A 24,114-nucleotide genomic window follows, 5' to 3' on the forward strand; every position below is an offset into this window, starting at 1 on the left:
ATCGTTTTACCCTGCTCAAATATGACCACTGCACCTACCACCAAAGCCGAAACCGCTACGCTGCCAGCCCAGCCAGTGGAGCCCTCGCCCGCCAAGGGCTCCAAGTCCAAGGCCGCCCAGCCCAAAGAAAAGGCATCCGCCGCCGCACCCGCCAAGGCCGTGAAAGCCGCCAAGAAGGCGCCTGCCAGCGCCCCCGCCGCCGACAAGGATGCCAAGTCCCGCAAGCCCAAGCTGGTGCGCGACAGCTTCACCATCCCGAAGGATGAATACGCGGTCATCGAAGACTTGAAGCAACGCACGGCCAAGCTGTCCCAGCCTGCCAAGAAGAGCGAGTTGCTGCGCGCCGGTCTCAAACTGCTGGCCAAGTTGGACGAGGCCGCACTGGCCCAGGCCATGCAGGACGTGCCGTCCATCAAGACCGGCCGCCCCAAGGCCGACAAGAAGTAAAAAACGGCCCAGGCGCCCTCCTGCTTGCCAAGAAACGCAGGCATAGGGCCCTGCCCGAAAACTGCCTTGCAACCGGTAGATGGGGCCCCCCTCAGCGGGGACATTCCACTCGCACCGTGCCCCGGCATGAAATCCCTCCTTGGCTGCGGAATAGTTTAGGAACGATTCTCGTTTGTCTTATCATCCAGACATTCCAACCAGAGAAAGACCTGACTTCCATGTCCATGCCAATGAAATCCTTGCTGGCCACCTGCGTTCTGGCTGCCGCAGGCGCGGCCTGCGCACAAGACCAAGTCGTCAACCTGTATTCGGCCCGCCATTACGCCACGGACGAAGCCCTGTACAACGGCTTCACCAAGGCGACCGGCATCAAGATCAACCGTGTGGACTCGGACGACGCCGGCATCATGGCCCGTCTCAAGGCGGAAGGCGCCGCCTCCCCCGCCGACGTGATCCTGTTGGTGGATGCGGCGCGCCTGTACCGTGGCGAGGCCGACGGCCTGTTCCTGCCCGTGCGTTCCAAGGTGCTGGAAGAGGCCATTCCGGCCAACCTGCGCGCCACGCCGGCGGCCGAAGGCGGCATTCCCTGGTTCGGCCTGTCCACCCGCGCCCGCGTCATCGTCTACAACCAGGCCAAGGTGAACAAGGACGATGTGGACACCTACGAGGAGCTCGGCGATCCCAAGAACAAGGGCAAGCTGTGCATCCGCTCGGGCTCGCACCCCTACAACCTGAGCCTCTTCGGGGCCGTGATGGAGCACATGGGCGAGCAGAAGGCCGAGGCCTGGCTCAAGGGCGTCACAGCCAACCTGGCACGCCCGCCCAAGGGGGGCGACACGGACCAGATCCGGGCCGTGGCCGCCGGTGAATGCGACATTGCCGTAACCAACAGCTACTACCTGGCCCGCCTGATGCGCTCCGACAAGCCCGAGGACAAGGCCGTGGTGGACAAAGTGAAGGTGGTGTTCCCCAACCAGCAATCCTGGGGCACGCACCTGAACATCGCGGGCGGAGCCGTCGCGCGCCACACCAAGAACCAGGCCAACGCCATCAAGTTCCTGGAATACCTGGCCAGCCCCGAGGCACAGAACTACTTTGCCAATGGCAACAACGAATGGCCCGCAGCCAAGGGCGTGGACCCAGGCAACCCGGCCCTCAAGGCCATGACCGACAACAAGCCCTTCAAGAGCGAGACCATTCCGATCAGCGCAGTGGGCGCCAACACGGTCAAGGTGCAGCAAATGCTGGACCGCGTCGGCTTCCGCTGATTCCCGGCGGCACGCAGCACAAGCCCGGCACTGCCGGGCTTTTTTGTGCCTGCCCAATCTCCGCCATAATTGACGTTTACGTCAACGTAATTTTTGGAGACAGTCAATGGAAATCAAGGGCAAGGTATTCATCGTCACGGGCGGAGCCTCCGGGCTGGGCGAAGGCACTGCACGCATGCTGGCCGCAGCGGGTGGGCAAGTGGTGATCGCCGACATGCAGGCGGACAAGGGCGAGGCCGTTGCGCGCGAGATCGGCGGCAGCTTCGTGCGCTGCGACGTCAGCAGCGAGGCCGATGGCCAGGCCGTGGTGGCCAAGGCCGTTTCCCTGGGCAAGCTCATGGGACTGGTGAACTGCGCGGGCATCGCGCCGGCCGAGAAAACCGTCGGCAAGAATGGCGCGCACGCACTCGCCACCTTCAGCAAGACGATCACGGTCAACCTGATCGGCAGCTTCAACATGATCCGCCTGGCCGCCGAGGCCATGAGCAAGAACGAACCCGAAGCCACGGGCGAGCGCGGCGTGATGATCTCCACCGCCAGCGTAGCGGCCTATGACGGGCAGATCGGCCAGGCGGCCTATGCGGCCTCCAAGGGCGGCGTGGTCGGCATGACCCTGCCCATCGCGCGCGATCTGGCACGCAACGGCATCCGCAACATGACCATCGCTCCCGGCATTTTCGGCACGCCCATGCTGTTCGGCATGCCCCAGGAAGTGCAGGACGCGCTGGCCGCCGGCGTGCCCTTCCCCAGCCGCCTGGGCACACCGCAGGACTATGCCAAGCTGGTGCGCCACATTGTCGAGAACGAGATGCTCAACGGCGAAGTGATTCGCCTGGACGGTGCCATCCGCCTGGCACCGAAGTGATCCTGTTTTGATAGCTGCCAGCGCTTGTCACGCAAGCGCTGCAGCCACTTTTCATATCAAACCGGAAAATACCGCACCCCGGCCGTGCCGCGGCGCGGTCTGGCGCTCAAGGGGCCAGCACCACTTCCACCCGGCGTGCCTCGGCATTGCTGCCGCTGCCCTGCAGGGCCTCGGGCTTCTTCAGTTCCACCTTGTCTTCGGCCACGCCCAGGGCCTTGAGTGCCTCGCGCACGCCCAGGGCGCGTTGCTTGGCCAGTTCGGCATTCACGGCGGCATCGCCCGTGGCATCGTGGAAGCCCGAGACCACGGCCGTCTTGCCGCCTTCGAGAACGCCCTTGACCACTTCGGCCAGTGCCTCGTTGGTGCCGCCGGCCAGTTCAGCCTTGCCGGTGGCGAAGAAGAACTTCACCACGCCACCCTCCACCACCACGGAGGCGATGTCCTCGGTCACGGTCACGCCAGGGGCGGCGGCGTCGCCCGCGTTCGCCACGGCGGCGGCCGGCGCCTTCGGCGCATGCGCGATGCCGCGCTTGTAGACCGTCACGCCCACGACGGTGGAGACCACCAGCGCGATCAGGGCAAAGAGGAACCCGAGTGCGAAGCGCTGCTGGCTGTCGTCGTCGGAGCTATTGAAGGACATGATGAAGACTCCCGTGAATAATCGTGCGTTGGACAAAACCCGTCGATTGTAGAGTCTTGCCATGTCGCCACTTGCCGCCCCGCTGCGTGATCCAGCCCCGATGCTCGAGCGCGCGCTCGATGAATGGGGCGGCCACGGCGACCTGTGGGTCTTCGGCTACGGCTCGCTGATCTGGCGCCCCGACTTTGCCTTTGCCGAACGCCGCGCGGCGCGGGTGCATGGCTGGCACCGCGCGCTGAAGATGTGGAGCCGCATCAACCGCGGCACGCCCGAATGCCCGGGCCTGGTGTTCGGCATGCTGTCGGGCGGCAGCTGCCGCGGCATGGTGTTCCGCGTGGAGCGCGAGCACGCCCGCCAGGTGCTGATCAACCTCTGGCAGCGCGAGATGGTGCTGGGCGTGTACGACCCGCGCTGGCTGGGCTGCCAGACCCCGCAGGGCACGGTGCGCGCCCTGGCCTTCACCCTGTCGCGCAAGAGCCCCAGCCACACGGGCGTGCTGGCGGACGAGGAGTATCGGCGCATCTTTGCCCAGGCCCAGGGCATCTACGGCAGCACGCGCGACTATGCCGAGGCCACGCACGCCGAGCTGCTGCGCATGGGCATCCGTGACCGCGCACTGGCGCGCCTGATCGCCCTGTCGTCCGGGCGCGATTGAGCGCCGCCGGCGCAGGCCGCGGTGCGGGCACAATGCCCGCATGAGCAGCAGCCCCATTTCCTCCTCAATCGCCGATCTGCGCAAGAGCTACGAGCGCGCGGAACTGAGCGAAGACGCCTCCCAGGCCGATCCCCTGCAGCAGTTCGACCAGTGGCTGCGCGAGGCCATGGCCGCCCAGGTGCCCGAGCCCAACGCCATGACCGTGGCCACCGTCAGCGGCGACCTGCGCCCCAGCACCCGCGTGGTGCTCATCAAGGGCTACGACGCGCAGGGCATTGTCTGGTTCACCAATTACGACAGCCGCAAGGGCCGCCAGCTCGCGGGCAACCCGTACGCCGCCCTGCAGTTCCATTGGGTGGAACTGGAGCGCGTGGTGCGCATCGAGGGCATCGTCGAGAAGGTGAGCGACGCGGAGAGCGACGCTTACTTCCACAGCCGCCCGCTGGATTCGCGCATCGGCGCCTGGGCCAGCCCCCAGAGCCAGGTGATTCCCAGCCGCGGCGTGCTGGTGGCCAACGCGGCCAAGTACGGCGCGCAGTTCCTGCTGAAGCCCCCGCGCCCGCCGCACTGGGGCGGGTTTCGGCTCAAGCCCGACCAGTGGGAGTTCTGGCAGGGGCGCAAGAGCCGGCTGCACGACCGGCTGCGCTACCGGCTGGAGGGCGAGGCCTGGGTGCGCGAGCGCCTAGCACCCTGAAATGCTATTAAAATGATATCTAATAGCGCTTGATAGACGCGATCTACAGGCCTTTTTTCCTTCAAATCACCCGGCCAGCCATAGGCCGGCCAACCCGCACAGCGGCACCACCAGCCAGGGCGGCACGCGCGCCCACACCAGCGCCGCGAAGGCCGCCAGCGCCAGCGCAAGGTCCACCGGCGTGTGGACCGAACCGGTCCACACCGGGTCGTAGAGCGCGGCCAGCAACAGTCCGACCACGGCCGCGTTCACGCCCGACAACGCGGCGCGCGCACGGGCGTTGTGGCGCAGGCGCTCCCAGAACGGCAGCGCCCCCGCCACCAGCAAAAAGGCCGGGGCAAAGACGGCGAGCAGGCACACCAGCGCCCCCAGCCAGCCACCCGCGCCGTTGCGCGCGGCGGCCCCCAGGAAGGCGGCGAAGGTGAAGAGCGGCCCCGGCACCACCTGCGCCACGCCGTAGCCGGCCAGGAAATCGTCGGCCGCCACCCATCCGGTCGCCACCACCTCGGCCTGCAGCAGCGGCAGCACCACATGGCCGCCGCCAAAGACCAGCGCCCCGGCGCGGTAGAACGCATCGGCCAACAGCAGCCAGGCCTGCGGCCAGGCGCGCGCGGCCAGCGGCAGCGCCACCAGCAGCAGCGCGAAGACCAGCAGCAGCAACGCCCCCGTGCGCCGGCGCATGCCGGCCACCAGACCGTCTTCGGCAGCCGGCGCTGGCGCCTGCGCCGCCGCGCCCCGCCCCCACAGCACCAGGCCGGCGATGGCCGCGAACGCCATGGCCCCCACCTGCCCCGCCACGCCCGGCCACAGCAGCGCCAGGGCGCAGGCCAGCGCCATCAGCAACAGCCGGGCCGCTCCCCGACACAGACTGCGGGCCATGCCCCACACGGCCTGCGCCACCACGGCCACGGCCGCCAGCTTCAGGCCCTGCAGCACACCCGCAGGCACCAGCCCCTGGCCCGCCACCAGGCCCAGGCCGCACAGCGCCATCATCAGGGCCGAGGGCAGCGTGAATCCCAGCCAGGCCGCCAGCGCCCCCGCCATGCCGGCCTGGCGCAGGCCCAGCGCCATGCCCACCTGGCTGCTGGCGGGCCCGGGCAGGAACTGGCACAGCGCCACCAGATCGGCATAGGCACGCTCGCCCAGCCAGCGGCGGCGCGCAACGAATTCCTCGCGGAAGTACCCCAGATGGGCCACGGGCCCGCCGAACGAGGTCAGGCCCAGGCGCAGAAAAATGCAGAACACCTGCCAGGCGCCGGCGCGGCCGGCAGCCGGTGACGCTTCATGGTGCGGAGTGGGGGGCATGGAATGGGCAGTGAAAAGACAGGCCCCGAGTATCGCCACAGGACATGACCCCCGCGTGGCGGCCACACACCGGCGGTGCTGGTCAGATGGCGCTGGGCCCCATCCACACGCCGCTGCGCAGGCCCGCGGGCGGGTGCTGGGCCCAGACCTGGGCGCCGGCCTCCCATGCCGTTTCCTGCACGTTCAGGCCGGCGAAGATGCCGTAGCCCTCGCCCGCGCGGATGTCTTCGCGCGCGCACAGGCTCTCGCCCACCTTGATGGCGCCGTTGGCCTGGATGGATTCGCCGGCCTTGACGCCCCAGCCCGCCTCCAGGTGCATCACGCCGCTGATGGCGCCGCCCACCACGATGCCCTGCCCCGCCCGCAGGCTGCCCGCGCCGCTCAGGTGGCCGCCCACGCGCAGGCTCTTGTCGCAGTCGATGCCGCCCTGCACGATGAGGTCCTGCCCGATGACGGCGCTGGCCCCCACCTTTAGCGCGCCTTCGCAGACCACGTCCCACGCGGCGCGCAGGTCGCCGCCGCAATGCAGCGACTCCTGCACCTGCACGCCCCAGTCCACGCGCAGGTCGCCACCGCAGTGCAGCCGGCCCTGGCTGTGCACGCTGGCGCCCGCGCGGATCTCCTCACCCGCCACGATGGCGCTGCCCGCGCGTATGCCACCACCCGCGTGGATGCCGCCGCCCGCATGGATGACCGTGTCCACGTCGATGCCGCCGCGCACCTGCACGGTGCCGGCGAACACCACGGCCTCGGCCTCCAGGCTGTCCACGCTGAGCACGGCGTTCGTCGGCCCGAACTGGCCCAGCAGCCACAGCGCATCGTCCACACGGCCGGCGGCGACCAGCTGGTCCAGCGCATGCTGGTAGCCCACGCCGTCCTCGATGTGGCGCACGAACCAGCGAAAACCGTTGGCGCACGGGTTCTTGGCCCGGAGAAACTGCTTGGTGAATTCCATGCGACGCTCCAATCCTGAAGGGGGCGCCCCGTGCGCCACGCTGGCGCGTCGGGGCCTGTTGACCCGGTGGGCGGTGCCGGCCCGCTCAAGCGGGCGTGGAGCGGCGCCGGGCCACCATTGCGCAGAGCGGGCGCCCGGCGATGGTGGTTCTGCGCTGATGGAAAGAGGGAGGGTGCTTTATCGCCGGGCGGAGGAATGTGCGACCGGCTGGTATGGCCAGATCTCGCACACCACGGCACCGTCCCCCACGCGGCAGCGCGGGATCATGCAAGACATGGGGGCGGTGAGGCACATGGCCGGCCATGCTAGCAGCCGGGTGTGCCCGCGGCAACCTTGCCGCACGGCGGCGCGCGGTCTTTGCCGCGGCGCCGTGCAAGCCGCGCCCGGGCCGCCTACGCGCGCAACCCGGGCGCGCGATGGGTCAGAACGACACGCGCACGCCCACCGTCACGTTGCGCCCCGCCAGCGGCGCCGCGTCCTTGATGAACGAGGCATGGGCGTAGGCCAGCCGATCTGTGAGGTTGCGCGCCTTCAGGTACAGCTGCCAGGGCGTGCCGCTGCCGGTACGGCCGTTGTAGGCCAGGCCCAGGTGCAGCATGCCGTAGCCCTTGGTCTCGGACTCGAACTGCGCCACGCGGTTCTGGCGCGCCACCTGCACCCACTCCACCTCGCCTTCCCAGGCCTGCCAGTTCGCATCCAGCCGCAGGCCCACGCGCGCGGGCGGAATGCGCGGCAGCAGGCCGCCGCCGTCCAGGCGCGCGCGCACGCTGTCGCCGAACAGCGTCACGCCCAGGTGGCGCGTGAGGCGCTGGCGCACGCGCCCTTCGATGCCGGTGAACGTGGCGTCCGCCTGGCTGTACTGCAGCAGCTGCAGGCCGTCCAGTTCATCGAGCGTGCGCCCGTAGATGTAGTTGCGGATGCGGTTGCGGAACACGCTCACGTCGAAGGTGGTGTCGCCACTGGTCTTGCGCAGGCTCAGGTCGATGTTGCGCGAGGTCTCCTTGCGCAGGTTCACGTCGCCGCGCTCGTAGGTGGAGGTGGCCATGTGCAGGCCGCGTGCGTACAGCTCCTCGGCCGTGGGCGCGCGGCTGGCGCGCGTGAGGCTGGCGCCCGCCGCGTAGCCTGGGGCAAAGCGCCACACCGCGCCCAGCGATGCCGAGGTGCCGTTGTGGCTGCGCTCCACGCCGCTCTCCTGCAGCTCGGCGGTCTGGCGGTCGTGGCGCAGCGCGGCCTCCAGCCGCCAGTCCCCGATGCGGTATTCCTCCAGCGCGAAGAGGCCCCACTGGCGCGTGAGCGTGGGCGGCACGTAGGCCTCCTCTCCCACGGCGCTGAACTTGCGCTGCGAGGTCTGCACCCCGATCAGGCCGCGCAGCCCGGCGATGGGCGCGTGCTGCAGTTCCACGCGCAGGTCGTGGGCCTTGTTCTTGAAGGTGGTGGCAACGCTGCCGTCCTCCACCTCGTCGTGCACATAGTCCGTCACGCCCGCGCGCAGGCGCAGCGCGGAAAAGCCGGCGAACGGGTCGCGCAGTTCGCCGCGCACGTCCAGGCGCTCGCTGCGCAGGTCCACCACCGGCACGTCGCCCGGGGCATGGCCGTGATCGTGGTCGTGCTCTTCCTCGCCGTGGCCGTGGTCATGACCGTGGGAGCCGCAGTGCAGGTGGTTGCCGTGGGTGTGGCAGCCCTCGTAGTCATGGCTGTGGCCGGGCAGGCCGTACTTGGCGTTCTGGCGCGTGACGGCCAGGCCCAGGTAGCCGCGGCTGCCCACCCAGGACAGGCCCACGCTGCCCGTGCCGGTGCGGTTGAAGCTGCCGGGCACGCGGCGGCCCTCGTCCCAGCCGCTGCCCACGCGGTAGTCACCGGCGTCGCGGCCCGCGGCCTCCACATGCACGGCCAGATTGCCCGCGCCGCCGGTCAGCGCGAAGGCGCCGGCCTTCTCGCGCGCCGCGCTGCCGGCGCGCAGCTCGGCGCTGCCTTCATAGCCTTTCTCGGGAATGGCCGTGGGCACCTTGGCATCCAGCACATTGACCACGCCGCCCACAGCACCGGCGCCGTAGACCAACGCCGACGGGCCGCGCAGCACCTCGACCTGCGTGGCCAGCAGGGGCTCGGCGGCCACGGCGTGGTCCGGGCTGATGGTGGAGGCGTCGTGCAGTTCGACACCGTCGGACAGCACCCGCACGCGCGGGCCGTCCATGCCGCGGATCACCGGGCGGCTGGCGCCCGCGCCGAAATGGCTGCCGGTGATGCCGGGCTCGCCCTCCAGGCTTTCGCCCAGCGTGGCCTCGCGCCGGCGCACCAGTGCGTCGCCCTCCAGCACCGAGACGGGCTGCGTCATTTCCGACGCGCCCAGCTGCAGGCCGCTGGAGGAGACGGTGACCTCCGGCAGGCTGGCCTCGGCCTGCGCCCAGGCCAGGGGCGTGGCACCGGCCAGGCTGAGCAGCGCGGCCCAGGCCAGCGGATGGCGGCGGCCAGGCTGGCGGTAAGAAGAAAAGGAATTCATGGCTCAAATCACTCAACAAGTGGCGGCAAGCGCGCAGGCACGGGCCGTGCGCGGCCGCACTGAAATTTCAATGAAAAACGCCTCCAGCGCTTATGTAGCAAGCGCAGGCAGCTATCAAAAATGAGATCTATGGAAGCGGCACCGGCGCGATGTGGCGGCTTCGGGAGACAGGGGCTGTCTCAGGCGCTCTGCGGCGGAGCGCGTGCGTGAAAGGGCGTCGCCCTGCGCGTGCCGGGTGCGGCGGCGGGCGCGCCCACCGGGGGCGGCTGCGGCTGCGCCTGCGGCAGCGCCGGTGCCTGGCCCAGCGCTGCGCCCACCAGCGTCTGCTGGTCCAGCACCTGGCAGTCGGCAGCGCCATGGCCGGCAAAGAGGGCATGCAGCGCGTCAAGTGCATGCTGCCCCGCCCCCGGGGACTCGGCGCCGCCATGCGCATGGCCTGGGGCCAGCGCATGCGCCACCCCGCCGGGGGCATGCAGCACCTGGTGCATGCGGCCCAGCGTGGGGGCCAGCACCAGCGCCAGCAGCAGCCAGGCCAGCGCGAGGCGGTGGCGCAGCTGCGGTAGCGGGGACGGTGTCAAGGGCATGCGGGGTAAATGCGGGGCAGGAACGGCGGGACGGTCAGTGTGCGTGCTTCATGCCGCAGTACTTGCCGATCGCCAGGTTCTTGCAGGCGGACTGCAGTTCCTTGCGGCAGGCCTCGTGGCCCTTGCCCGACTCCAGGCATTTGGCCGCGGCCTCATGGGCGGCGGCCATGGCGCGGTGGCGCTCAATGTCGGCCTGGGTCTGCTTGTCGTTGTGCTCCTGGGCCTGCGCGACGGCGGCGCAGGCGATCAGCAGCATGGCGAGCCATGGTTTCATGGTGGTCCTCCGAAGGGTCGTTACCGCGAAGCTGGCCCGCTGCGGGGCCGTGCGGCATGGGCCTGGGAGGATAGCGCAGGAATCATGCGCCGGGCTTCAAACGCTGCGCAAAAGTCTTGCGGAACTTCTCCACCTTGGGGCCCACGACGAAGGCGCAGTAGCCCTGGTGGGGGTGGTTGCGAAAGTAGTCCTGGTGGTAGTCCTCGGCCGGCCAGTAGTTCACCAGCGGCTGCACCTCGGTCACCACGGGCGCGCCGAACAGCTGGTCCTGGCCCATCTGGCGCAGCATGTCCTCGGCCACCTCCCGGTGCGCAGGGTCGGTCCAGTAGATGCCGCTGCGGTACTGCGTGCCCACGTCGTTGCCCTGGCGGTTCAGCGTGGTGGGGTCATGGGTGGCGAAGAAGATCTCCAGGATGTCGCGCACGCCGATCTGGGCCGCATCGAATGTGAGGCGCACCACCTCGGCATGGCCCGTAGTGCCCGAGCACACCTGCTCGTACGTGGGGTCGGCCACATCGCCGTTGGCATAGCCGCTTTGCACATCGGTCACGCCGTGCACGCGGTCGAACACGGCCTCGGTGCACCAGAAGCAACCGCCTCCCAGGGTGATGGTCTGCAATTCGGACATGGGCGCACCTCGCTGGCATCAATGGATGGCCGCATCATAGGAAGAATGCCGAACCCGGGCGGCCCGTGTGCGTTGACGCCACCGCGGGGCGGTTGGTATATTACTAACCAGTCAGTCAGTAATTCCATGCCCACCACCCTCCCGTCCCCCGATCCACACGACGCCCCCAGGCGCGGCCGCCGCAAGGAGGCGCGGCCGGGCGAGTTGCTTGACGCGGCGCTGGATCTCTTCGTGGAAAAGGGCTTCGCCGCCACCAAGGTGGACGAGGTGGCGACACGCGCCGGCGTCTCCAAGGGCACGCTGTTCCTCTACTTCCCGAGCAAGGAAGACCTGTTCAAGGCCGTGGTGCGCGAGAACATCGCCGGCCGCTTTGCCGAGTGGGACCTGGAGCTGGAGTCCTACGCGGGCACGAGCAGCGAGCTGGTGCAGTACTGCTTTCAGACCTGGTGGGAGCGCGTGGGCTCCACCAAGGCCTCGGGCCTGGGCAAGCTGATGCTGAGCGAGGCCAACAACTTCCCCGAAATCGCCCAGTTCTACCGCCAGGAAGTCGTGGAGCCGGGCCACCGGCTGATCCGCCGCATCCTGCAGCGCGGCATGGACCGCGGCGAGTTCCGCACGCTGGACCTGGAGCACGCGGTGTATCTGGTGCTCGCGCCGCTCATGTTCCTGATGTTCTCGCAGCCCTCGCTGTCGCTGTGCATCCCCAACCCCGCCACTTTCTCGGCCCAGGAATACATCCGCCTGCAGGCCGAGAACGTGCTGCAGGGGCTGTGCGTGCGGCCGTCCTAGAATCACGGGTTTGTCTGAACCACAGTGATCCGCCTCCGGAGTACCCCATGAACATGCCTCTGAACACGTCCGCCGACATTCACGATTCCACCGAGCAGGCCCGCTACAACATGGTGGAGCAGCAGATCCGTCCGTGGAACGTGCTCGACGAGGGCGTGCTGGAACTGCTGTCCACCGTGCGCCGCGAGGACTTCGTGCCGCCCGTGCACCAGGGCATTGCCTTCACCGATACGCGCATCCCGCTCAACGCCTCGGCCGAAGAAGCCGAGCGCCTGGGACAGGTGATGCTGGAGCCGCGCGTGGACGCCCGCATGCTGCAGGACCTGCAGGTGCGGCCCACCGACCGCGTGCTGGAGATCGGCGCCGGCTCGGGCTACATGGCCGCGCTGCTGGCCGCCCAGGCGGAACGCGTGGTGTCGCTGGAGATCGAGCCCGACCTGGTGGAGTTCGCCCGCGAGAACCTGCGCAGCGCCGGCGTGGACAACGCCGAGGTGCGCCAGGCCGACGGCGCGCTGGACCCGATCCCCGATGGCCCGTTCGACGTCATCGTGCTCAGCGGCTCGGTGGCCGAGGTGCCCCAGAAGCTGCTGGCGCTGCTGCGCGAAGGCGGCCGCCTGGGCGCCTACGTGGGCCACGAGCCCGTCATGCGCGCCACCATCGTGCGCCGCCTGGGCGACCGCTTCGAGACCACCCAACCCTGGGACGTGCTCGTACCGCGCCTGCGCAACTTCCCCGAGCCCTCGCCCTTCAAGTTCTGATTCCGCGTCCCTCAGGAAATCCGCATGATCGACCACGTCCGCCCCGCCCAGCTCGCCGACTGGCTCCGCGCCCATGAAGCAGAGCGCCCGCTGGTGCTGGACGTGCGCGAACCGTGGGAGCGGCAGACCGCCAGCGTGGCGCCGGAAGGATTCGAACTCATCGCCATCCCCATGGGTGAACTGCCCGCGCGGCTGGCCGAGCTGGACCCCGCCCGCCCCATCGCCTGCCTGTGCCACCACGGCATGCGCAGCCTGCGGGTGGCCGGCTTTCTGGTGCACCAGGGCTTTGACCAGGTGGCCAATATCACGGGCGGCATCGACGCCTGGTCGCACGAACGCGACCCGGCCGTGCCGCGGTATTGAGCCACGGCACCGGCCAAACCTGGCGCACGGCAGTCCTCTCCCCGATCACGCCGACCTTCCTGAAGAACGCCATGAACTCACTGCAGCGGTTTCTCTCCGTCTCCCTGGCCGTGGGCGCCGCCTGCGCCGCGGCCACACTGCCGGCGCAGGCGCAAAGCCTGTCCGCCCTGGTGGAGCTGGCGCGCGGGTATGACGCGCCCTGGCTTGCGGCCCAGGCCCAGCTGCAGGCGGCCGGCAGCCGCGCCGAGCAGGCCCGCGCCGGCCTGCTGCCTAGCGCGGGGCTCAGTGGCGGCGTGACCTACTCGCGCACCGATGTGGCACGCCGGTCCCTGCCAGACGTGAATGTCAACGGCCCCACACAGACCCTGGGCGTGGTGGCTTCCCAACCCCTGTACCGGCCGGCCAACCGCATCGGCTTCGAGCAGGGCCAGCGCGGCATCGACATCGCGCAGGCGCAACTGGCGGGGGCCGAACAGGACCTGCTGGTGCGCGTGAGCCAGGCCTACTTCGACGTGCTGGCCGCGCAGGACACCCTGGCCTTCGTGCAGGCGCAAAAGACCGCCGTGGCCGAGCAGCTGGCCGCCGCCCGGCGCAACTTCGAGGTTGGCACCGCCACGGTGACCGACGAGCGCGAGGCCCAGGCCCGCCACGACCTTGTCTCCGCCCAGGAAATCGCCGCCGACAACGACCTGCGCGTCAAGCGCCTGGCGCTGGACCAGGCCGTGGGGCGCGCCGGCATCAGCCCCCTGCCGCTGGCGCAGCCCGTGCAGCTGCCCGCCGTGCTGCCCGCCGACGTGAACGCCTGGGTGCGCACCGCCGAGGAGCAGCAGCCGCAGGTGCGCCAGGCCGCCATCGCCCTCGACGTGGCGCGGCTGGAGACCGCCAAGGCCGAGACCGGCCACCTGCCCACGGTGGACCTGCAGGCCGGCTACAACGTGCAGCGCACGCCCAACGGCACCACGACCATGCCCGGCGTGCATTCCCGTGCCAACGTGGCCAGCGTGGGCGTGGCGCTCAATGTGCCGCTGTTCGCGGGCTTCGCGGTGCAAAACCGCGTGAAGGAAACCCTGTCGCTGGAGGACAAGGCCCGCGCCGACCTCGACAACGCCCGCCGCACCGTGGCCCAGGCCACGCGCGCCGCATTCTTCGGCGTGCAGTCGGGCCTGAGCCAGGTGCGCGCCCTGCAGGCGGCCGAGGCCTCCACCCAGAGCGCGCTGGACGCCAACCTGCTGGGCTACCAGGTGGGCGTGCGCATCAACATCGACGTGCTCAACGCCCAAAGCCAGCTCTACCAGACCAAGCGCGACCTGGCCGCGGCCCGCTACAGCGTGCTCATGGGCACGCTGCGCCTGAAGCAGGCCGCCGGCACGCTCACCGCCGATGACGTGGCGGCGGTGGACGCGCTGCTGGCGCGGTAGATTTCAAGCGTTTTGTGCCACCAGCGCTTATGCAGCAAGCGCTGACAGCTATGCTTTTTGAAGCATAACCACCCCCCCCCCGCCGCTCACAGCTGGTGCACCACCAGCCGGAACTCCGGGTCTTCCTCGAAGGTGCGCACGTCGAAGCCCAGCCGGCGCATCAGCTTGAGCATGGTCGGGTTGTTGGCCAGCACCAGGCCCTGGATCTCGGCCAGCCCGCGGTCGCGGGCCACGTCCATGATGCTGAGCATGAGGCGCGAGCCCAGGCCGCGGCCCGCGAAGTCGTCGGCCACCAGCAGGGCGAACTCGCAGCTGGTCTGGTCGGGATTGGTCACGTAGCGCGACACGCCCACGATGCGCTGCGTGTGGCTGACCTCGCCATCCGCGCCCACCACCCGTTCGCGGTGCACGGCCACCAGGGCCATCTCGCGGTCGTAGTCGATGAGGGTGAAGCGCGCCAGCATGGACGGCGGTAGCTCGGCGAGCTGCGAGACAAAGCGGAAGTAGCGGCTCTCGGGCGACAGCTCCTTGACCAGGCGCTGCACCATCTGCGCGTCGTCCGGGCGGATGGGGCGCACCTGGTACTCGCCGCCGCCGCGCAGGGGCCACACCTCCTCGTAGCGCGCCGGGTACGGCAGGATGGACAGGTGGCCGTAATGCCCATGCCCGGCCACGTCCCCGCGCGCGCCGCCCTGCGCCGTCTGGTGGATGACGATGCGCGCATCCACGGCCACGGCGCCCATCTCGTCCACGATCAGCGGGTTGATGTCCATCTCGCGCAGTTGCGGCAGCGCGCAGACCATCTCGGACACGCGCAGCAGCACCTGCTCCAGCGCCTCCAGATGGACGGCGGCCGCGCCGCGCCACTCGCCCAGGGTCTCGGCCACGCGCGCGCGGTCGATGAGGCGGCGCGCCAGGAACTGGTTGAGCGGCGGCAGCTCCATGGCGCGGTCGTTGATGAGCTCGATCATGGTGCCGCCGGCGCCGAAGGTGATCACCGGGCCGAAGGGCTCGTCGCTCACCAGGCCGATGCAGATCTCGCGCCCGCGCCGCGCTCGCGCCATGTTCTGCACCGTCACGCCGTTGATGCGCGCGCCCGGCTGCAGGCGCGCCACGCGCTGCACCATGTCGGTATAGGCATCGCGCGCGGCGGCGCCGTTGGGCACATCGAGCGCCACGCCGCCCACGTCGGACTTGTGGGCGATGTCGGGTGAATCGATCTTCAGCGCCACCGGAAAGCCCAGTTGCGTGGCGATCATCATGGCCTCATGGCTGCTGCGCGCCAGCAGCGTCTTGGTCACCGGGATGTGGAAGGCCGCCAGCAGCGTCTTGGACTCCATCTCGGTGAGGATGTTGCGGCGCTCGGCCAGCACGCTCTCGATGACCAGGCGCGCGCCCTCGATGTCGGGCTTGGCCAGGGTGGTGAGCGGCGGCGGCGTCTGCTGCAGCAGCTGCTGGTTCTGGTAGAACGAGGCGATGTTGCCGAAGGCGCCCACGGCCGCCTCGGGCGTGCGGAAGGTCGGGATCTGCGCCGTGCGCAGCACCTGGCGGGCCGGCACCACCGAGGCATCGCCCATCCAGCAGGTCAGCAGCGGCTTGGAGGCCAGGCGCTTGGCGTCGGCCAGCACGGTGGCCACGGCGGCGGCGTCGGTGCCGGCCTTGGGCGAGAAGATGGCCAGCAGGCCGTCGATCTGGCGGTCGCGAAAGGCCGCCTCGAGCGCCAGGCGGTAGTGCTCGGGCCCGGCCTCCTCCGACAGGTCGATCAGGTCGGCCAGCGAGGCCAGCGGCGGCAGCTGCGGTGCCAGCGCCGCGCAGGAGTCGGCCGACAGCCGGCCCAGATCCAGCCCGATCTCGTTCTCCCAGTCGGCCGCCAGCACGCCGGGGCCGCCGCCGTTGGTGATGATGGCCAGGCGCTTGCCCACGGGGCGGTAGCGCGAGGCCAGGCATTTGGCGGCCGAGAACAGTTCCACGAACGAGCGCACGCGCACGGCGCCCGCGCGGCGCAGCGCGGCGTCGAACACGTCGTCGCTGCCCACGATGGCGCCGCTGTGCGTCTGCGCCGCCTCGTTGCCCGCAGGCTTGCGGCCGGCCTTGAGCACCACCACCGGCTTGGCATAGGCAGCCGAGCGCAGCGCGCTCATGAAGCGGCGCGCGTTCTGGATGCCCTCCATGTAGACCACGATGCTCTGCGTGCGCGGGTCGTTGGCCAGGAAGTCCAGCGCCTCGCTCAGGCCCAGGTCCGTGTGCGGGCCCAGCGAGATCACGCTGGAAAAGCCCACCGCGTTGTTGCTGGCCCAGTCCAGGATGGACGAGGTGAGCGCGCCCGACTGGCACACCAACGCCAGCGATCCCTCACGCGCCAGCGGCCCCGCGGCGCTGGCGTTGAGCTGCAGCGACGGCCGCTGCATGCCCAGCGAGTTGGGGCCGAGCAGGTGGATGCCCTCGCGCCGCGCGATCTTGCGCAGCTGTTCGGCCAGCTGCGCGTCCACGCCGCTGGAGAGCACCAGCGCCGAGCGGCAGTTGATGCGGCCCGCCAGCTCCAGCGCCGCGGGCAGCTCCTGCGGCGGCTGGGCGATGATGGCCAGGTCCGCGCGGGTCTGGGCCAGGTCGGCCAGCGTGCCGCTGGTGTGAATGTCCAGAAACTGCAGGGTGCCCGTGTAGCGCTGCGCGCCCAGCGCCTCGCGCAGCGCCCGGGCCTGGGGCGTGTGCGTTTCGGGGGCTTCGGCACTGCCGGCCAGCACGATGATCGAGCTGGGGGCGAACAGGGGCGTGAGGTAGTGCTTGTCCATCATGGTGCGCCGATTCTCGGGCATCCCTCCCCGCTTGGCGAGGCGCGGCTGCGGGCGGCTTGCGCTGCGTCAGGCGCACGCCACGCGCGCCCTGCGCCACGCACGGGCCGGGGTCAGTCCGGCCGGTCGTCCACCGCCTCGCGCAGCTGTTGCAGCACGGCCAGGGCCGTGGCCAGGGCCGCCCCGCGGTGGGCCTCAGTGAAGGCCTGGCAACGCTCGGACAGCTGCGCTCGGCGCTGCGGGTCACACGCCAGTGCGACGGCGGCCTGCACGCCCTCGGCCATGTCCTCCACGCGCTCGGCGGCGCCGGCCGCCATGGCCAGCCGCGCCGCCTCGGCGAAGTTGAAGGTGTGCGGCCCCATGACCACGGGGCAGCCGCCGGCCGCCGCCTCGATGAGGTTCTGCCCGCCCAGCGGCGCAAAGCTGCCGCCCAGCAGGGCCACATGCGCCATGCCGTAGTACAGGGCCATCTCGCCCAGCGAGTCGCCCAGCCACACGTCGGCCGCGCCGGGCACGCCGGCCCACTGGCTGCGCCGCGACACGCGCAGGCCCGCGGCCTCGCACAGCTGCTGCACCGCGTCGAAGCGCTGCGGATGGCGCGGCACGACGAGCCACTGCACGGGCATCATAGCTCCTGTATTAATAGCATCTTGCGCTTCACCAGTCTGCCCTGGAGGCCATTTTTGCCTCAAAACCTCCAGCCACATCGCCTCCTCGCCCTCGCGGCTGCTGGCCAGCAGCACCACGGGGCGGGCGCTGGCGGCGCGCCAGGCGCGGCCCTGGGCCTGCTGCTCGGGCGATGGCACCACGTCGAACTTGAGGTTGCCGAACACGCCGGCCACCGGCGCGCCCACGTCGCGCAGGCGCTCGGCGTCCTCTTCGGTCTGGGCCCATACGGCCGACAGGCCCGCGTAGGCGGGGCGCGCCAGCCAGGCCAGCCGGCGCGCGCCGGCGCGCGACTTTTCGTTGAGCCGGGCATTGGCCAGCACCAGCGGCACATGGCGCGCGCGGCAGCCGGCCACGAGGTTGGGCCAGATCTCGGTTTCCATGAGGATGCCGATGGCCGGGCGGAACTGGCGCAGAAAGCGCCGCACGGCGCCCGGCGTGTCCCAGGGCTGCCAGACCTGCACGTCGCCCGGCTGCAGCAGCTTTTCCCCCTCGGCGCGGCCCGTGGCCGTGCCGTTCGTGAGCAGCAGGCGCATGCCCGGCAGCAGCGGGCGCAGCTCCTTGAGCAGGATGGCCGCGGCGCGCGTCTCGCCCAGCGACACGGCATGGACCCAGACGAAATACTCGCCCGCGCCCACCGCCTCGCCAGCGCCATCCGCGCCGCGCGGCAGCAGGCTGTCCAGGGGCTGCGGGTAACGCCCGAAGCGCTCGGGCACGGCCACGGCGTAGCCGGGCTCGGTGCGCGCGCGGCGGCGCAGCTTGCGCAGCAGCAGCGGCGTGGCCAGCCACAGAGCCAGGCTGTAGAGCCAGAGGGCTAGCCGCTGCATGCGATGCGTGGGTGGACCGAAGGGGGCAGTCAGTGTACGGCGCCGCCCACCTGGGCGCCAGGCTTCACCCGCTCGAGCAGCGCGAGCATGGCGGACTCGATGCGGTGCATGGCCTCGGCCGTGTGGCCCTCGAAGCGCAGCACCAGCACGGGCGTGGTGTTGCTCGCGCGGATCAGGCCGAAGCCGTCGGGCCAGTCCACGCGCAGGCCGTCGATGGTGCTGATGCTGGCGGGCGCCGCGAAGGCGCCGGCGGCCAGCGCCTGCAGCTCGGCCGTCAGGCGATGGGGCTCGCCCTCCTCGCAGGCCACGTTGAGCTCGGGCGTGGAGTGGCTGGTGGGCAGCTGGTTCAGCACGCTGCTGGGGTCGGCGTGGCGGCTCAGGATCTCCAGCAGTCGGCAGCCGGCGTAGGTGCCGTCGTCGAAGCCGTACCAGCGCTCCTTGAAGAAGATGTGGCCGCTCATCTCGCCGCCCAGGGGGGCGTTCAGCTCCTTCATGCGGGCCTTGATGAGCGAGTGGCCGGTCTTGTACATCACCGGTTCGCCGCCCGCGGCGCGGATCGCGGGCGCCAGGCGCTGCGTGCATTTCACGTCGAACAGGACCGGCGCGCCCGGCACGCGCGACAGCACGTCCTGCGCGAACAGCATCATCTGGCGGTCGGGGAAGATGTTCTGGCCGTCCTTGGTGACGATGCCGAGGCGGTCGCCGTCGCCGTCGAAGGCCAGGCCCAGCTCGGCGTCAGTGCTGCGCAGGGCCTCGATCACGTCGCGCAGGTTGTCGGGCTTGCTGGGGTCGGGGTGGTGGTTGGGGAAGTTGCCGTCCACCTCGGAGAACAGCTCGACCACCTCGCAGCCCAGCGCGCGGAAGATGCCGGGCGCCGACGCGCCGGCGATGCCGTTGCCGCTGTCCACCACGATCTTCATCGGGCGGGCAAGCTTCACGTCGCCCACGATGCGCTGCACGTAGGCCGCCAGCACGTCCGCCTGGCGCACGCTGCCGCCGGGCGCGAGCTGCCAGCTTTCCTGCTCCATGGTGCGGCGCAGCTGCTGGATTTCCTCGCCGTAGATGGCGCGGCCGGCCAGCACCATCTTGAAGCCGTTGTAGTCCTTGGGGTTGTGGCTACCCGTGACCTGAATGCCGCTGGCGCATAGCGTGCTGGCCGCGAAGTACAGCATGGGCGTGGTGGCGGCGCCAATGTCGATGACCTCGATGCCCGTGTCCACCAGCCCCTGGATCAGCGCCTGGGACAAGGCCGGGCCCGACAGGCGCCCGTCGCGGCCCACGGCCACCACGGTCTGCCCCTCGGCCCGCGCGGCCATGCCGAACGCGCGCCCCAGACCCCGTGCCACGGATTCGTCAAGCGTGCTCGGAACGATGCCGCGGATGTCGTAGGCCTTGAAAATCGAGGGAGATAGTTGCACTGCGAAGCCTATGGGTAGAACGTGAAGCGGGCCATTTTAGGGGGTGCCGGCACCGGCCAACGCGGTCCCGCCTTGCCGCATTCAGGCCGCGATGCAGCGCTAGACTCGCGGCTTTGCGCCACGCACGCCTGCGCTGGACGCGGCAAGAAGCCCCAAGGAAAACCCATGCGCCCCTTGACGCCAACGATCATCGCCGCAGCCCTGCTGACTGGCGGCGCCCATGCCGCGCGCCCCATGAATACGGACGATGCCCGGATCGTCGACGCCAAGGCCTGCCAGGTGGAAAGTTGGGTCAAGCGTCCCCGGGGACACACCGAGTTCTGGGTCCAGCCGGCCTGCAATTTCACCGGCAACCTGGAGCTGGCCGTCGGCGGGGCATTGGCCCAGGTGGATGGCAGCACGCGCAACAGTGCCCAGACGGTGCAGGGCAAGACCGTGCTCAAGCCGCTGGAAACCAATGGCTGGGGGGTGGGCCTGACGCTGGGCATGCAGCGCGATCCACGTCCTGCGGCAGGCGGCGGGCATGATCTGTATGCCAACGTGCCCGTCAGCTTCTCCCTGATGGACGACGCGGTAGTGCTGCACGCCAACGCAGGCTGGCTGCGCGAACAAGGCACGCGCAGCCACCGCGCCACCTGGGGGCTGGGCTCCGAAACCCAGCTGGCGGCACGCTCCTGGCTGATCGCCGAAACCTATGGCCAAGGCTCGGGCAGGCCCCTGGTGCAGGTGGGCCTGCGCTACTGGCTGGTGCCAGACCGCGTGCAGATCGATGCGACCTATGGCAACCGCATCGGAGGCGGCGGCGACCAACGCTGGTTTTCCATAGGGTTGCGGCTGCTGTCAGCCCCCTTGCTGCCCTGAAAACAAGCTCCCAGTCCCGAGGCGGCAGCGGTCTTTTTCCCAGGCTTTTTTGCGCTCACCCCTTTTCAGGCAAGCACCGACAGCTACCAAATATGAAGCCACCCGCACGGCAGAGCCTCGGCATCTGCGCATGCTGTGCGATGCAAGGGTGCATGCCCGCGCCCTCCTGGACTGACCCGCCCAGGCGCATGTCCGGAAACGGCGAGTGCACGCCAGGGAGCGGCCTATCATGTGCCCCATGCCTGCCCCACTTCCCGCCGACGATGACGACGCCCGCTACCTCGCGCTGAAGGCCCGCGACGCGCGCTTCGACGGGCGCTTCTTCACCGGCGTGACCTCCACGGGCATCTATTGCCGCCCCGTCTGCGCCGTGCGCGCGCCGCGGCGCGAGAACTGCCGATTCTTCTCGCTCGCCGCTCAGGCCGAAAGCGCCGGCTTTCGCCCCTGCCTGCGCTGCCGCCCCGAGCTGGCGCCGCAGGCGCTGGTCTGGTCGGTACAGGACGCATCGGGCATCCTCGTGCGCCAGGCCCTGCGGCTGCTGGACGCGCCCGAGTCCTGGGGCCAGCCCGAGGGCGGCGCCCTGGTGGCCCGGCTGGCCCAGCGCCTGGGCGTGAGCGACCGGCACCTGCGCCGCATCTTCGACGCGGCCCTGGGCATATCGCCCCTGCAGTATCTGCAGACGCGGAGGCTGCTCGCGGCCAAGCAGCTCCTGACCGACACGCCGCTGCCCATCACCCAGGTGGCGCTGGCCAGCGGCTTTGCCAGCGTACGGCGCTTCAATGCGGCCTTCAGCGCGCATTACGGGCTCAACCCCACGCAGCTGCGCCGCCAGGGCGGCGCGCCCGACGCGCGCGCGCAGCAGGGCAGCCGGCCGATTCGCCTGGGCTACCGCCCGCCCTACGACGTGGCGGCGCTGCTGGGCTTCTTTGGGGCACGCCAGATCCACGGACTGGAGGAAGTCGGCACGCCCGGGGCCCCGTTCCTGCGCCGCACGGTGCGCCTGACCAGCGCCGGAGCCACCTGCACGGGCTGGCTGGAGGCGCAGTTCGACCCCGCCCGCGACCAGCTGCTGCTGCGCACCAGCGATGGCCTGCAGCCCGTGCTGCCGCAGGTGATCGCGCGCGTGCGCGCCCTGCTCGACCTGGACGCCGACCCCGAGGCCATCAACGCCGTGCTGCACCCCGCCTTTGCGCACGGCGACGGCCTGCGCGTGCCTGGCGCGTTCGACGGTTTCGAGCTGGCCGTGCGCGCCGTGCTGGGCCAGCAGATCACGGTGGCGGCGGCGCGCACGCTGGCCCAGCGGCTGGTGGCGCACTTTGGCGAACCCATCGCCACCCCCTGGCCGGGCCTGGACCGGCTGTTTCCCACGCCCGCCGCGCTCGCCGCGGCCGAGGGCGATGCGCTGGGCCGGCTGGGCATCGTGCGCCAGCGGCAGGCCGCCATCGTGGCGCTGGCGCGTGCGGTCGAAAGCGGCCAGATCGGCCTGCAGGCCAGCGCCGATGTGGACGCCACCACTGCCGCGCTGCGCCAGCTCCCGGGCATCGGCGACTGGACGGCGCAGTACATCGCCATGCGCGCGCTGCGCTGGCCCGACGCCTTCCCCGCCGGCGACGTGGCCCTGCACAAGGCCCTGGGCGTGCAGGGGCAGCCGCAGCCCGCGCGCGCCGCCACCGCAATGGCCGAGGGCTGGCGCCCCTGGCGCAGCTACGGCGTGATCCGCGCCTGGGACAGCCTGGCCCGTAAGCTATCAAATCAATAGCTTCTAGCGCTTATCCCCTGTGCGCTCATGGCCCATTTCGCGTTTAATCAAGGAATCACCATGCAATTCCCCCGCGACACGGTGCAAAGCCGCACCACCACCCCCCTGGGCGATATGCGCCTGGCCGCCAGTGCGCGCGGCCTGGTCGGCCTGTGGTTCGACGGCCAGCGCCACCTGCCGGCGCAGCTCGACGGCGCGGGCTGCTGGCCCACCGACGACGCCCACCCCCTGCTGCGCGCGGCGGCGGCCCAGGTGCAGGCCTACCTGAACGGCGCGCGCACGGGGTTCGATCTGCCGCTGGATCTGTCGGGCGGCACGCCGTTCCAGCAGGCCGTGTGGCAGGCGCTGCTGGCCATCCCGCGCGGCAGCACCACCAGCTACGGCGCACTGGCGCGCCAGATCGGCAACCCGGCCGCCGTGCGCGCCGTGGGCGCGGCCGTGGGGCGCAACCCCCTCAGCGTGGTCGTGCCCTGCCACCGCGTGCTGGGCAGCGGCGGCGCGCTGACGGGCTACGCCGGCGGCCTGCCGCGCAAGACGGCGCTGCTGCGGCTGGAGGCCGCGCAGCCCGCCGCGCCCCTCACCGACAACCCCTTGCCCGCCTGCGCATGAACGCCACGCCCTCGCCCGGCCGCCCCGCCCCCCGTGCACCCGCCTGGGTGGGCGAGTTCGTGCTGCTCGCCAGCCTGTGGGGCGCCTCGTTCCTGTTCATGCGCATGGGCGCGGCCGAGTTCGGGCCTCTGCCCACGGCCGGGCTGCGCGTGGCGCTGGCCACGCTGTTCCTCTGGCCCATCCTGCTGCACCGGGGCGAATGGCCGGCGCTGCGCCGCCACTGGCGGCCGGTGCTGCTGGCCGGCCTCATCAACTCGGCCATTCCGTTCGCGCTGTTCGCCTGGGCCGTGATGCACATCGCCACCGGGCTGACCTCCATCCTCAACGCCACCGTGCCGCTGTTCGGCGCGCTGGTGGCCTGGGTGTGGCTGGGCGACCGCATCAACCGGCTGCGCTGGCTCGGGCTGGCGCTGGGCTTCGTGGGCGTGGCCCTGCTGGCCTGGCGCGCGCCCGCCGGCGTGGGAGTGAAAGGCAGCCATGCCGGCTGGGCGATCGCGGCCTGCCTGCTTGCGTCCACCTGCTATGCCGTGGCGGCCAGCTTTGCGCGGCGCTACCTGGTGGGCATACCGCCGCTGGCCACTGCCACGGGCAGCCAGCTGGGCGCGGCGCTCGGGCTGGCCCTGCCCACGCTGGCGTACTGGCCCGCCCAGATGCCGGGCCTGCGCGCCTGGGCCGCCATCGTGGCCATCGCGGTGCTGTGCACGGGCATTGCCTACATCCTGTACTTCCGCCTCATCGCCCACGCGGGCCCGAGCCGGGCCCTGGCCGTGACCTTTCTCGCGCCGGTGTTCGCGGTCTTCTACGGCGCGGTCTTCCTCGGCGAAGCCGTCACGCCCTGGATGCTGGCCTGCGGTGGCATCATCGTGTGCGGCACCATGCTGTCCACCGGGCTGATCGGCGCTCCCGCCCGCCCGCGGGCCGGCGCCACGGCCGATTAGGACGCAACCCAGGGTTTTTCCTTCCCCCGAAGCAGTCGCCACGGCGGGCTCGAAGCGGACATCTGTCAACTCACGAGAATACACTTGGATACATGCCGAGTCGT

24 protein-coding genes are annotated in these 24,114 nt (G+C 70.5%); 14 read left to right on the plus strand and 10 right to left on the minus strand.

The window, feature by feature from the left end:
* Nucleotides 1–21 precede the first annotated feature (21 nt).
* The 3 genes from BP68_RS02980 (at nucleotide 22) to BP68_RS02990 (ending at nucleotide 2,580) form a co-directional block, all read left to right on the plus strand.
* Complete coding sequence (locus BP68_RS02980) at nucleotides 22–447, plus strand: hypothetical protein (protein WP_496368928.1); 426 nt, start codon at nucleotides 22–24, stop codon at nucleotides 445–447.
* A gap of 218 nt (nucleotides 448–665) precedes the next feature.
* Entirely contained in the window at nucleotides 666–1,715 is a 1,050-nt protein-coding gene (locus BP68_RS02985) for an extracellular solute-binding protein (protein WP_496368930.1), read from the plus strand.
* A 106-nt stretch (nucleotides 1,716–1,821) separates the two neighbouring features.
* Nucleotides 1,822–2,580 (plus strand): 3-hydroxyacyl-CoA dehydrogenase, encoded by a 759-nt coding sequence (locus tag BP68_RS02990; protein ID WP_496368932.1) that lies wholly within the window; start codon nucleotides 1,822–1,824, stop codon nucleotides 2,578–2,580.
* A gap of 106 nt (nucleotides 2,581–2,686) precedes the next feature.
* Here the strand turns inward: BP68_RS02990 and BP68_RS02995 are convergent, their stop codons facing one another.
* Nucleotides 2,687–3,220 carry an OmpA family protein gene (locus BP68_RS02995; RefSeq protein WP_496368934.1) on the minus strand — a complete coding sequence of 178 codons (534 nt, stop codon included), beginning with the start codon at nucleotides 3,218–3,220 and terminating at the stop codon, nucleotides 2,687–2,689.
* 61 nt (nucleotides 3,221–3,281) lie between these two features.
* Here BP68_RS02995 and BP68_RS03000 point away from each other — a divergent pair, with 61 nt between their 5' ends.
* Both BP68_RS03000 and pdxH read left to right on the plus strand, forming a co-directional pair.
* Nucleotides 3,282–3,875 carry a gamma-glutamylcyclotransferase gene (locus tag BP68_RS03000; RefSeq protein WP_496368936.1) on the plus strand — a complete coding sequence of 198 codons (594 nt, stop codon included), beginning with the start codon at nucleotides 3,282–3,284 and terminating at the stop codon, nucleotides 3,873–3,875.
* Between the two features lie 40 nt (nucleotides 3,876–3,915).
* Nucleotides 3,916–4,569: a pyridoxamine 5'-phosphate oxidase gene (gene pdxH / locus BP68_RS03005; RefSeq protein ID WP_496368938.1), complete on the plus strand. Its 654-nt coding sequence runs from the start codon at nucleotides 3,916–3,918 to the stop codon at nucleotides 4,567–4,569.
* Between the two features lie 66 nt (nucleotides 4,570–4,635).
* Here pdxH and chrA read toward each other — a convergent pair whose 3' ends face one another.
* The 3 genes from chrA to BP68_RS03020 all read right to left on the minus strand — a co-directional run bounded on the left by chrA (nucleotide 4,636) and on the right by BP68_RS03020 (nucleotide 9,329).
* Nucleotides 4,636–5,874, minus strand: coding sequence for a chromate efflux transporter (gene chrA, locus BP68_RS03010; protein WP_496368940.1), 1,239 nt, complete (start codon nucleotides 5,872–5,874; stop codon nucleotides 4,636–4,638).
* Between the two features lie 82 nt (nucleotides 5,875–5,956).
* Entirely contained in the window at nucleotides 5,957–6,829 is an 873-nt protein-coding gene (locus tag BP68_RS03015) for a hypothetical protein (RefSeq protein ID WP_496368942.1), read from the minus strand.
* Nucleotides 6,830–7,250: 421 nt separating this feature from the next.
* Complete coding sequence (locus tag BP68_RS03020; RefSeq protein WP_496368944.1) at nucleotides 7,251–9,329, minus strand: TonB-dependent receptor domain-containing protein; 2,079 nt, start codon at nucleotides 9,327–9,329, stop codon at nucleotides 7,251–7,253.
* Here BP68_RS03020 and BP68_RS03025 point away from each other — a divergent pair.
* Entirely contained in the window at nucleotides 9,328–9,453 is a 126-nt protein-coding gene (locus BP68_RS03025; RefSeq protein WP_496368946.1) for a hypothetical protein, read from the plus strand. The two genes, BP68_RS03020 and BP68_RS03025, sit on opposite strands and share 2 nt — an antisense overlap.
* 55 nt (nucleotides 9,454–9,508) lie before the next feature.
* Here the strand turns inward: BP68_RS03025 and BP68_RS03030 are convergent, their stop codons facing one another.
* The 3 genes from BP68_RS03030 to msrA form a co-directional block, all read right to left on the minus strand.
* On the minus strand, nucleotides 9,509–9,913 hold the full coding sequence (locus BP68_RS03030; RefSeq protein ID WP_496368948.1) for a hypothetical protein: 405 nt from the start codon (nucleotides 9,911–9,913) through the stop codon (nucleotides 9,509–9,511).
* A 34-nt stretch (nucleotides 9,914–9,947) separates the two neighbouring features.
* Nucleotides 9,948–10,187, minus strand: coding sequence for a hypothetical protein (locus BP68_RS03035; RefSeq protein ID WP_496368950.1), 240 nt, complete (start codon nucleotides 10,185–10,187; stop codon nucleotides 9,948–9,950).
* An 82-nt stretch (nucleotides 10,188–10,269) separates the two neighbouring features.
* A complete protein-coding gene (msrA, locus tag BP68_RS03040) occupies nucleotides 10,270–10,815 on the minus strand; it encodes a peptide-methionine (S)-S-oxide reductase MsrA (protein WP_496368952.1) in 546 nt (181 codons plus the stop codon).
* Between the two features lie 126 nt (nucleotides 10,816–10,941).
* Between msrA and BP68_RS03045 the strand changes: the two genes are divergently transcribed.
* From BP68_RS03045 to BP68_RS03060, 4 genes are all read left to right on the plus strand, one after another.
* On the plus strand, nucleotides 10,942–11,604 hold the full coding sequence (locus tag BP68_RS03045; RefSeq protein ID WP_496368954.1) for a TetR/AcrR family transcriptional regulator: 663 nt from the start codon (nucleotides 10,942–10,944) through the stop codon (nucleotides 11,602–11,604).
* 47 nt (nucleotides 11,605–11,651) lie between these two features.
* Complete coding sequence (locus BP68_RS03050; RefSeq protein ID WP_496368956.1) at nucleotides 11,652–12,362, plus strand: protein-L-isoaspartate O-methyltransferase family protein; 711 nt, start codon at nucleotides 11,652–11,654, stop codon at nucleotides 12,360–12,362.
* A gap of 24 nt (nucleotides 12,363–12,386) precedes the next feature.
* Entirely contained in the window at nucleotides 12,387–12,725 is a 339-nt protein-coding gene (locus BP68_RS03055; protein ID WP_496368958.1) for a rhodanese-like domain-containing protein, read from the plus strand.
* A 71-nt stretch (nucleotides 12,726–12,796) separates the two neighbouring features.
* Nucleotides 12,797–14,143 (plus strand): TolC family outer membrane protein, encoded by a 1,347-nt coding sequence (locus tag BP68_RS03060; RefSeq protein ID WP_496368960.1) that lies wholly within the window; start codon nucleotides 12,797–12,799, stop codon nucleotides 14,141–14,143.
* Nucleotides 14,144–14,229: 86 nt separating this feature from the next.
* Here the strand turns inward: BP68_RS03060 and BP68_RS03065 are convergent, their stop codons facing one another.
* The 3 genes from BP68_RS03065 to BP68_RS03075 form a co-directional block, all read right to left on the minus strand.
* Entirely contained in the window at nucleotides 14,230–16,935 is a 2,706-nt protein-coding gene (locus BP68_RS03065; RefSeq protein WP_496368962.1) for a bifunctional acetate--CoA ligase family protein/GNAT family N-acetyltransferase, read from the minus strand.
* 110 nt (nucleotides 16,936–17,045) lie between these two features.
* The gene (locus BP68_RS03070) at nucleotides 17,046–18,425 is read right to left on the minus strand and encodes a 3-deoxy-D-manno-octulosonic acid transferase (RefSeq protein ID WP_496368964.1); all 1,380 of its coding nucleotides are present in this window, start codon (nucleotides 18,423–18,425) and stop codon (nucleotides 17,046–17,048) included.
* Nucleotides 18,426–18,454: 29 nt separating this feature from the next.
* A complete protein-coding gene (locus BP68_RS03075) occupies nucleotides 18,455–19,843 on the minus strand; it encodes a phosphomannomutase/phosphoglucomutase (protein WP_496368966.1) in 1,389 nt (462 codons plus the stop codon).
* Between the two features lie 165 nt (nucleotides 19,844–20,008).
* On the opposite strand from BP68_RS03075, the gene BP68_RS03080 reads away from it, so the two are divergent.
* From BP68_RS03080 to BP68_RS03095, 4 genes are all read left to right on the plus strand, one after another.
* Complete coding sequence (locus tag BP68_RS03080; protein ID WP_496368968.1) at nucleotides 20,009–20,704, plus strand: PA4824 family protein; 696 nt, start codon at nucleotides 20,009–20,011, stop codon at nucleotides 20,702–20,704.
* A 238-nt stretch (nucleotides 20,705–20,942) separates the two neighbouring features.
* Complete coding sequence (locus BP68_RS03085) at nucleotides 20,943–22,463, plus strand: DNA-3-methyladenine glycosylase 2 family protein (protein ID WP_496368970.1); 1,521 nt, start codon at nucleotides 20,943–20,945, stop codon at nucleotides 22,461–22,463.
* A gap of 60 nt (nucleotides 22,464–22,523) precedes the next feature.
* Complete coding sequence (locus tag BP68_RS03090; RefSeq protein ID WP_496368972.1) at nucleotides 22,524–23,072, plus strand: methylated-DNA--[protein]-cysteine S-methyltransferase; 549 nt, start codon at nucleotides 22,524–22,526, stop codon at nucleotides 23,070–23,072.
* A complete protein-coding gene (locus BP68_RS03095) occupies nucleotides 23,069–24,010 on the plus strand; it encodes a DMT family transporter (protein ID WP_496368973.1) in 942 nt (313 codons plus the stop codon). The genes BP68_RS03090 and BP68_RS03095 overlap by 4 nt, the downstream gene beginning before the upstream one ends.
* Nucleotides 24,011–24,114 lie beyond the last annotated feature (104 nt).

It is taken from the genome of Diaphorobacter oryzae DSM 22780 (genome assembly GCF_059568935.1).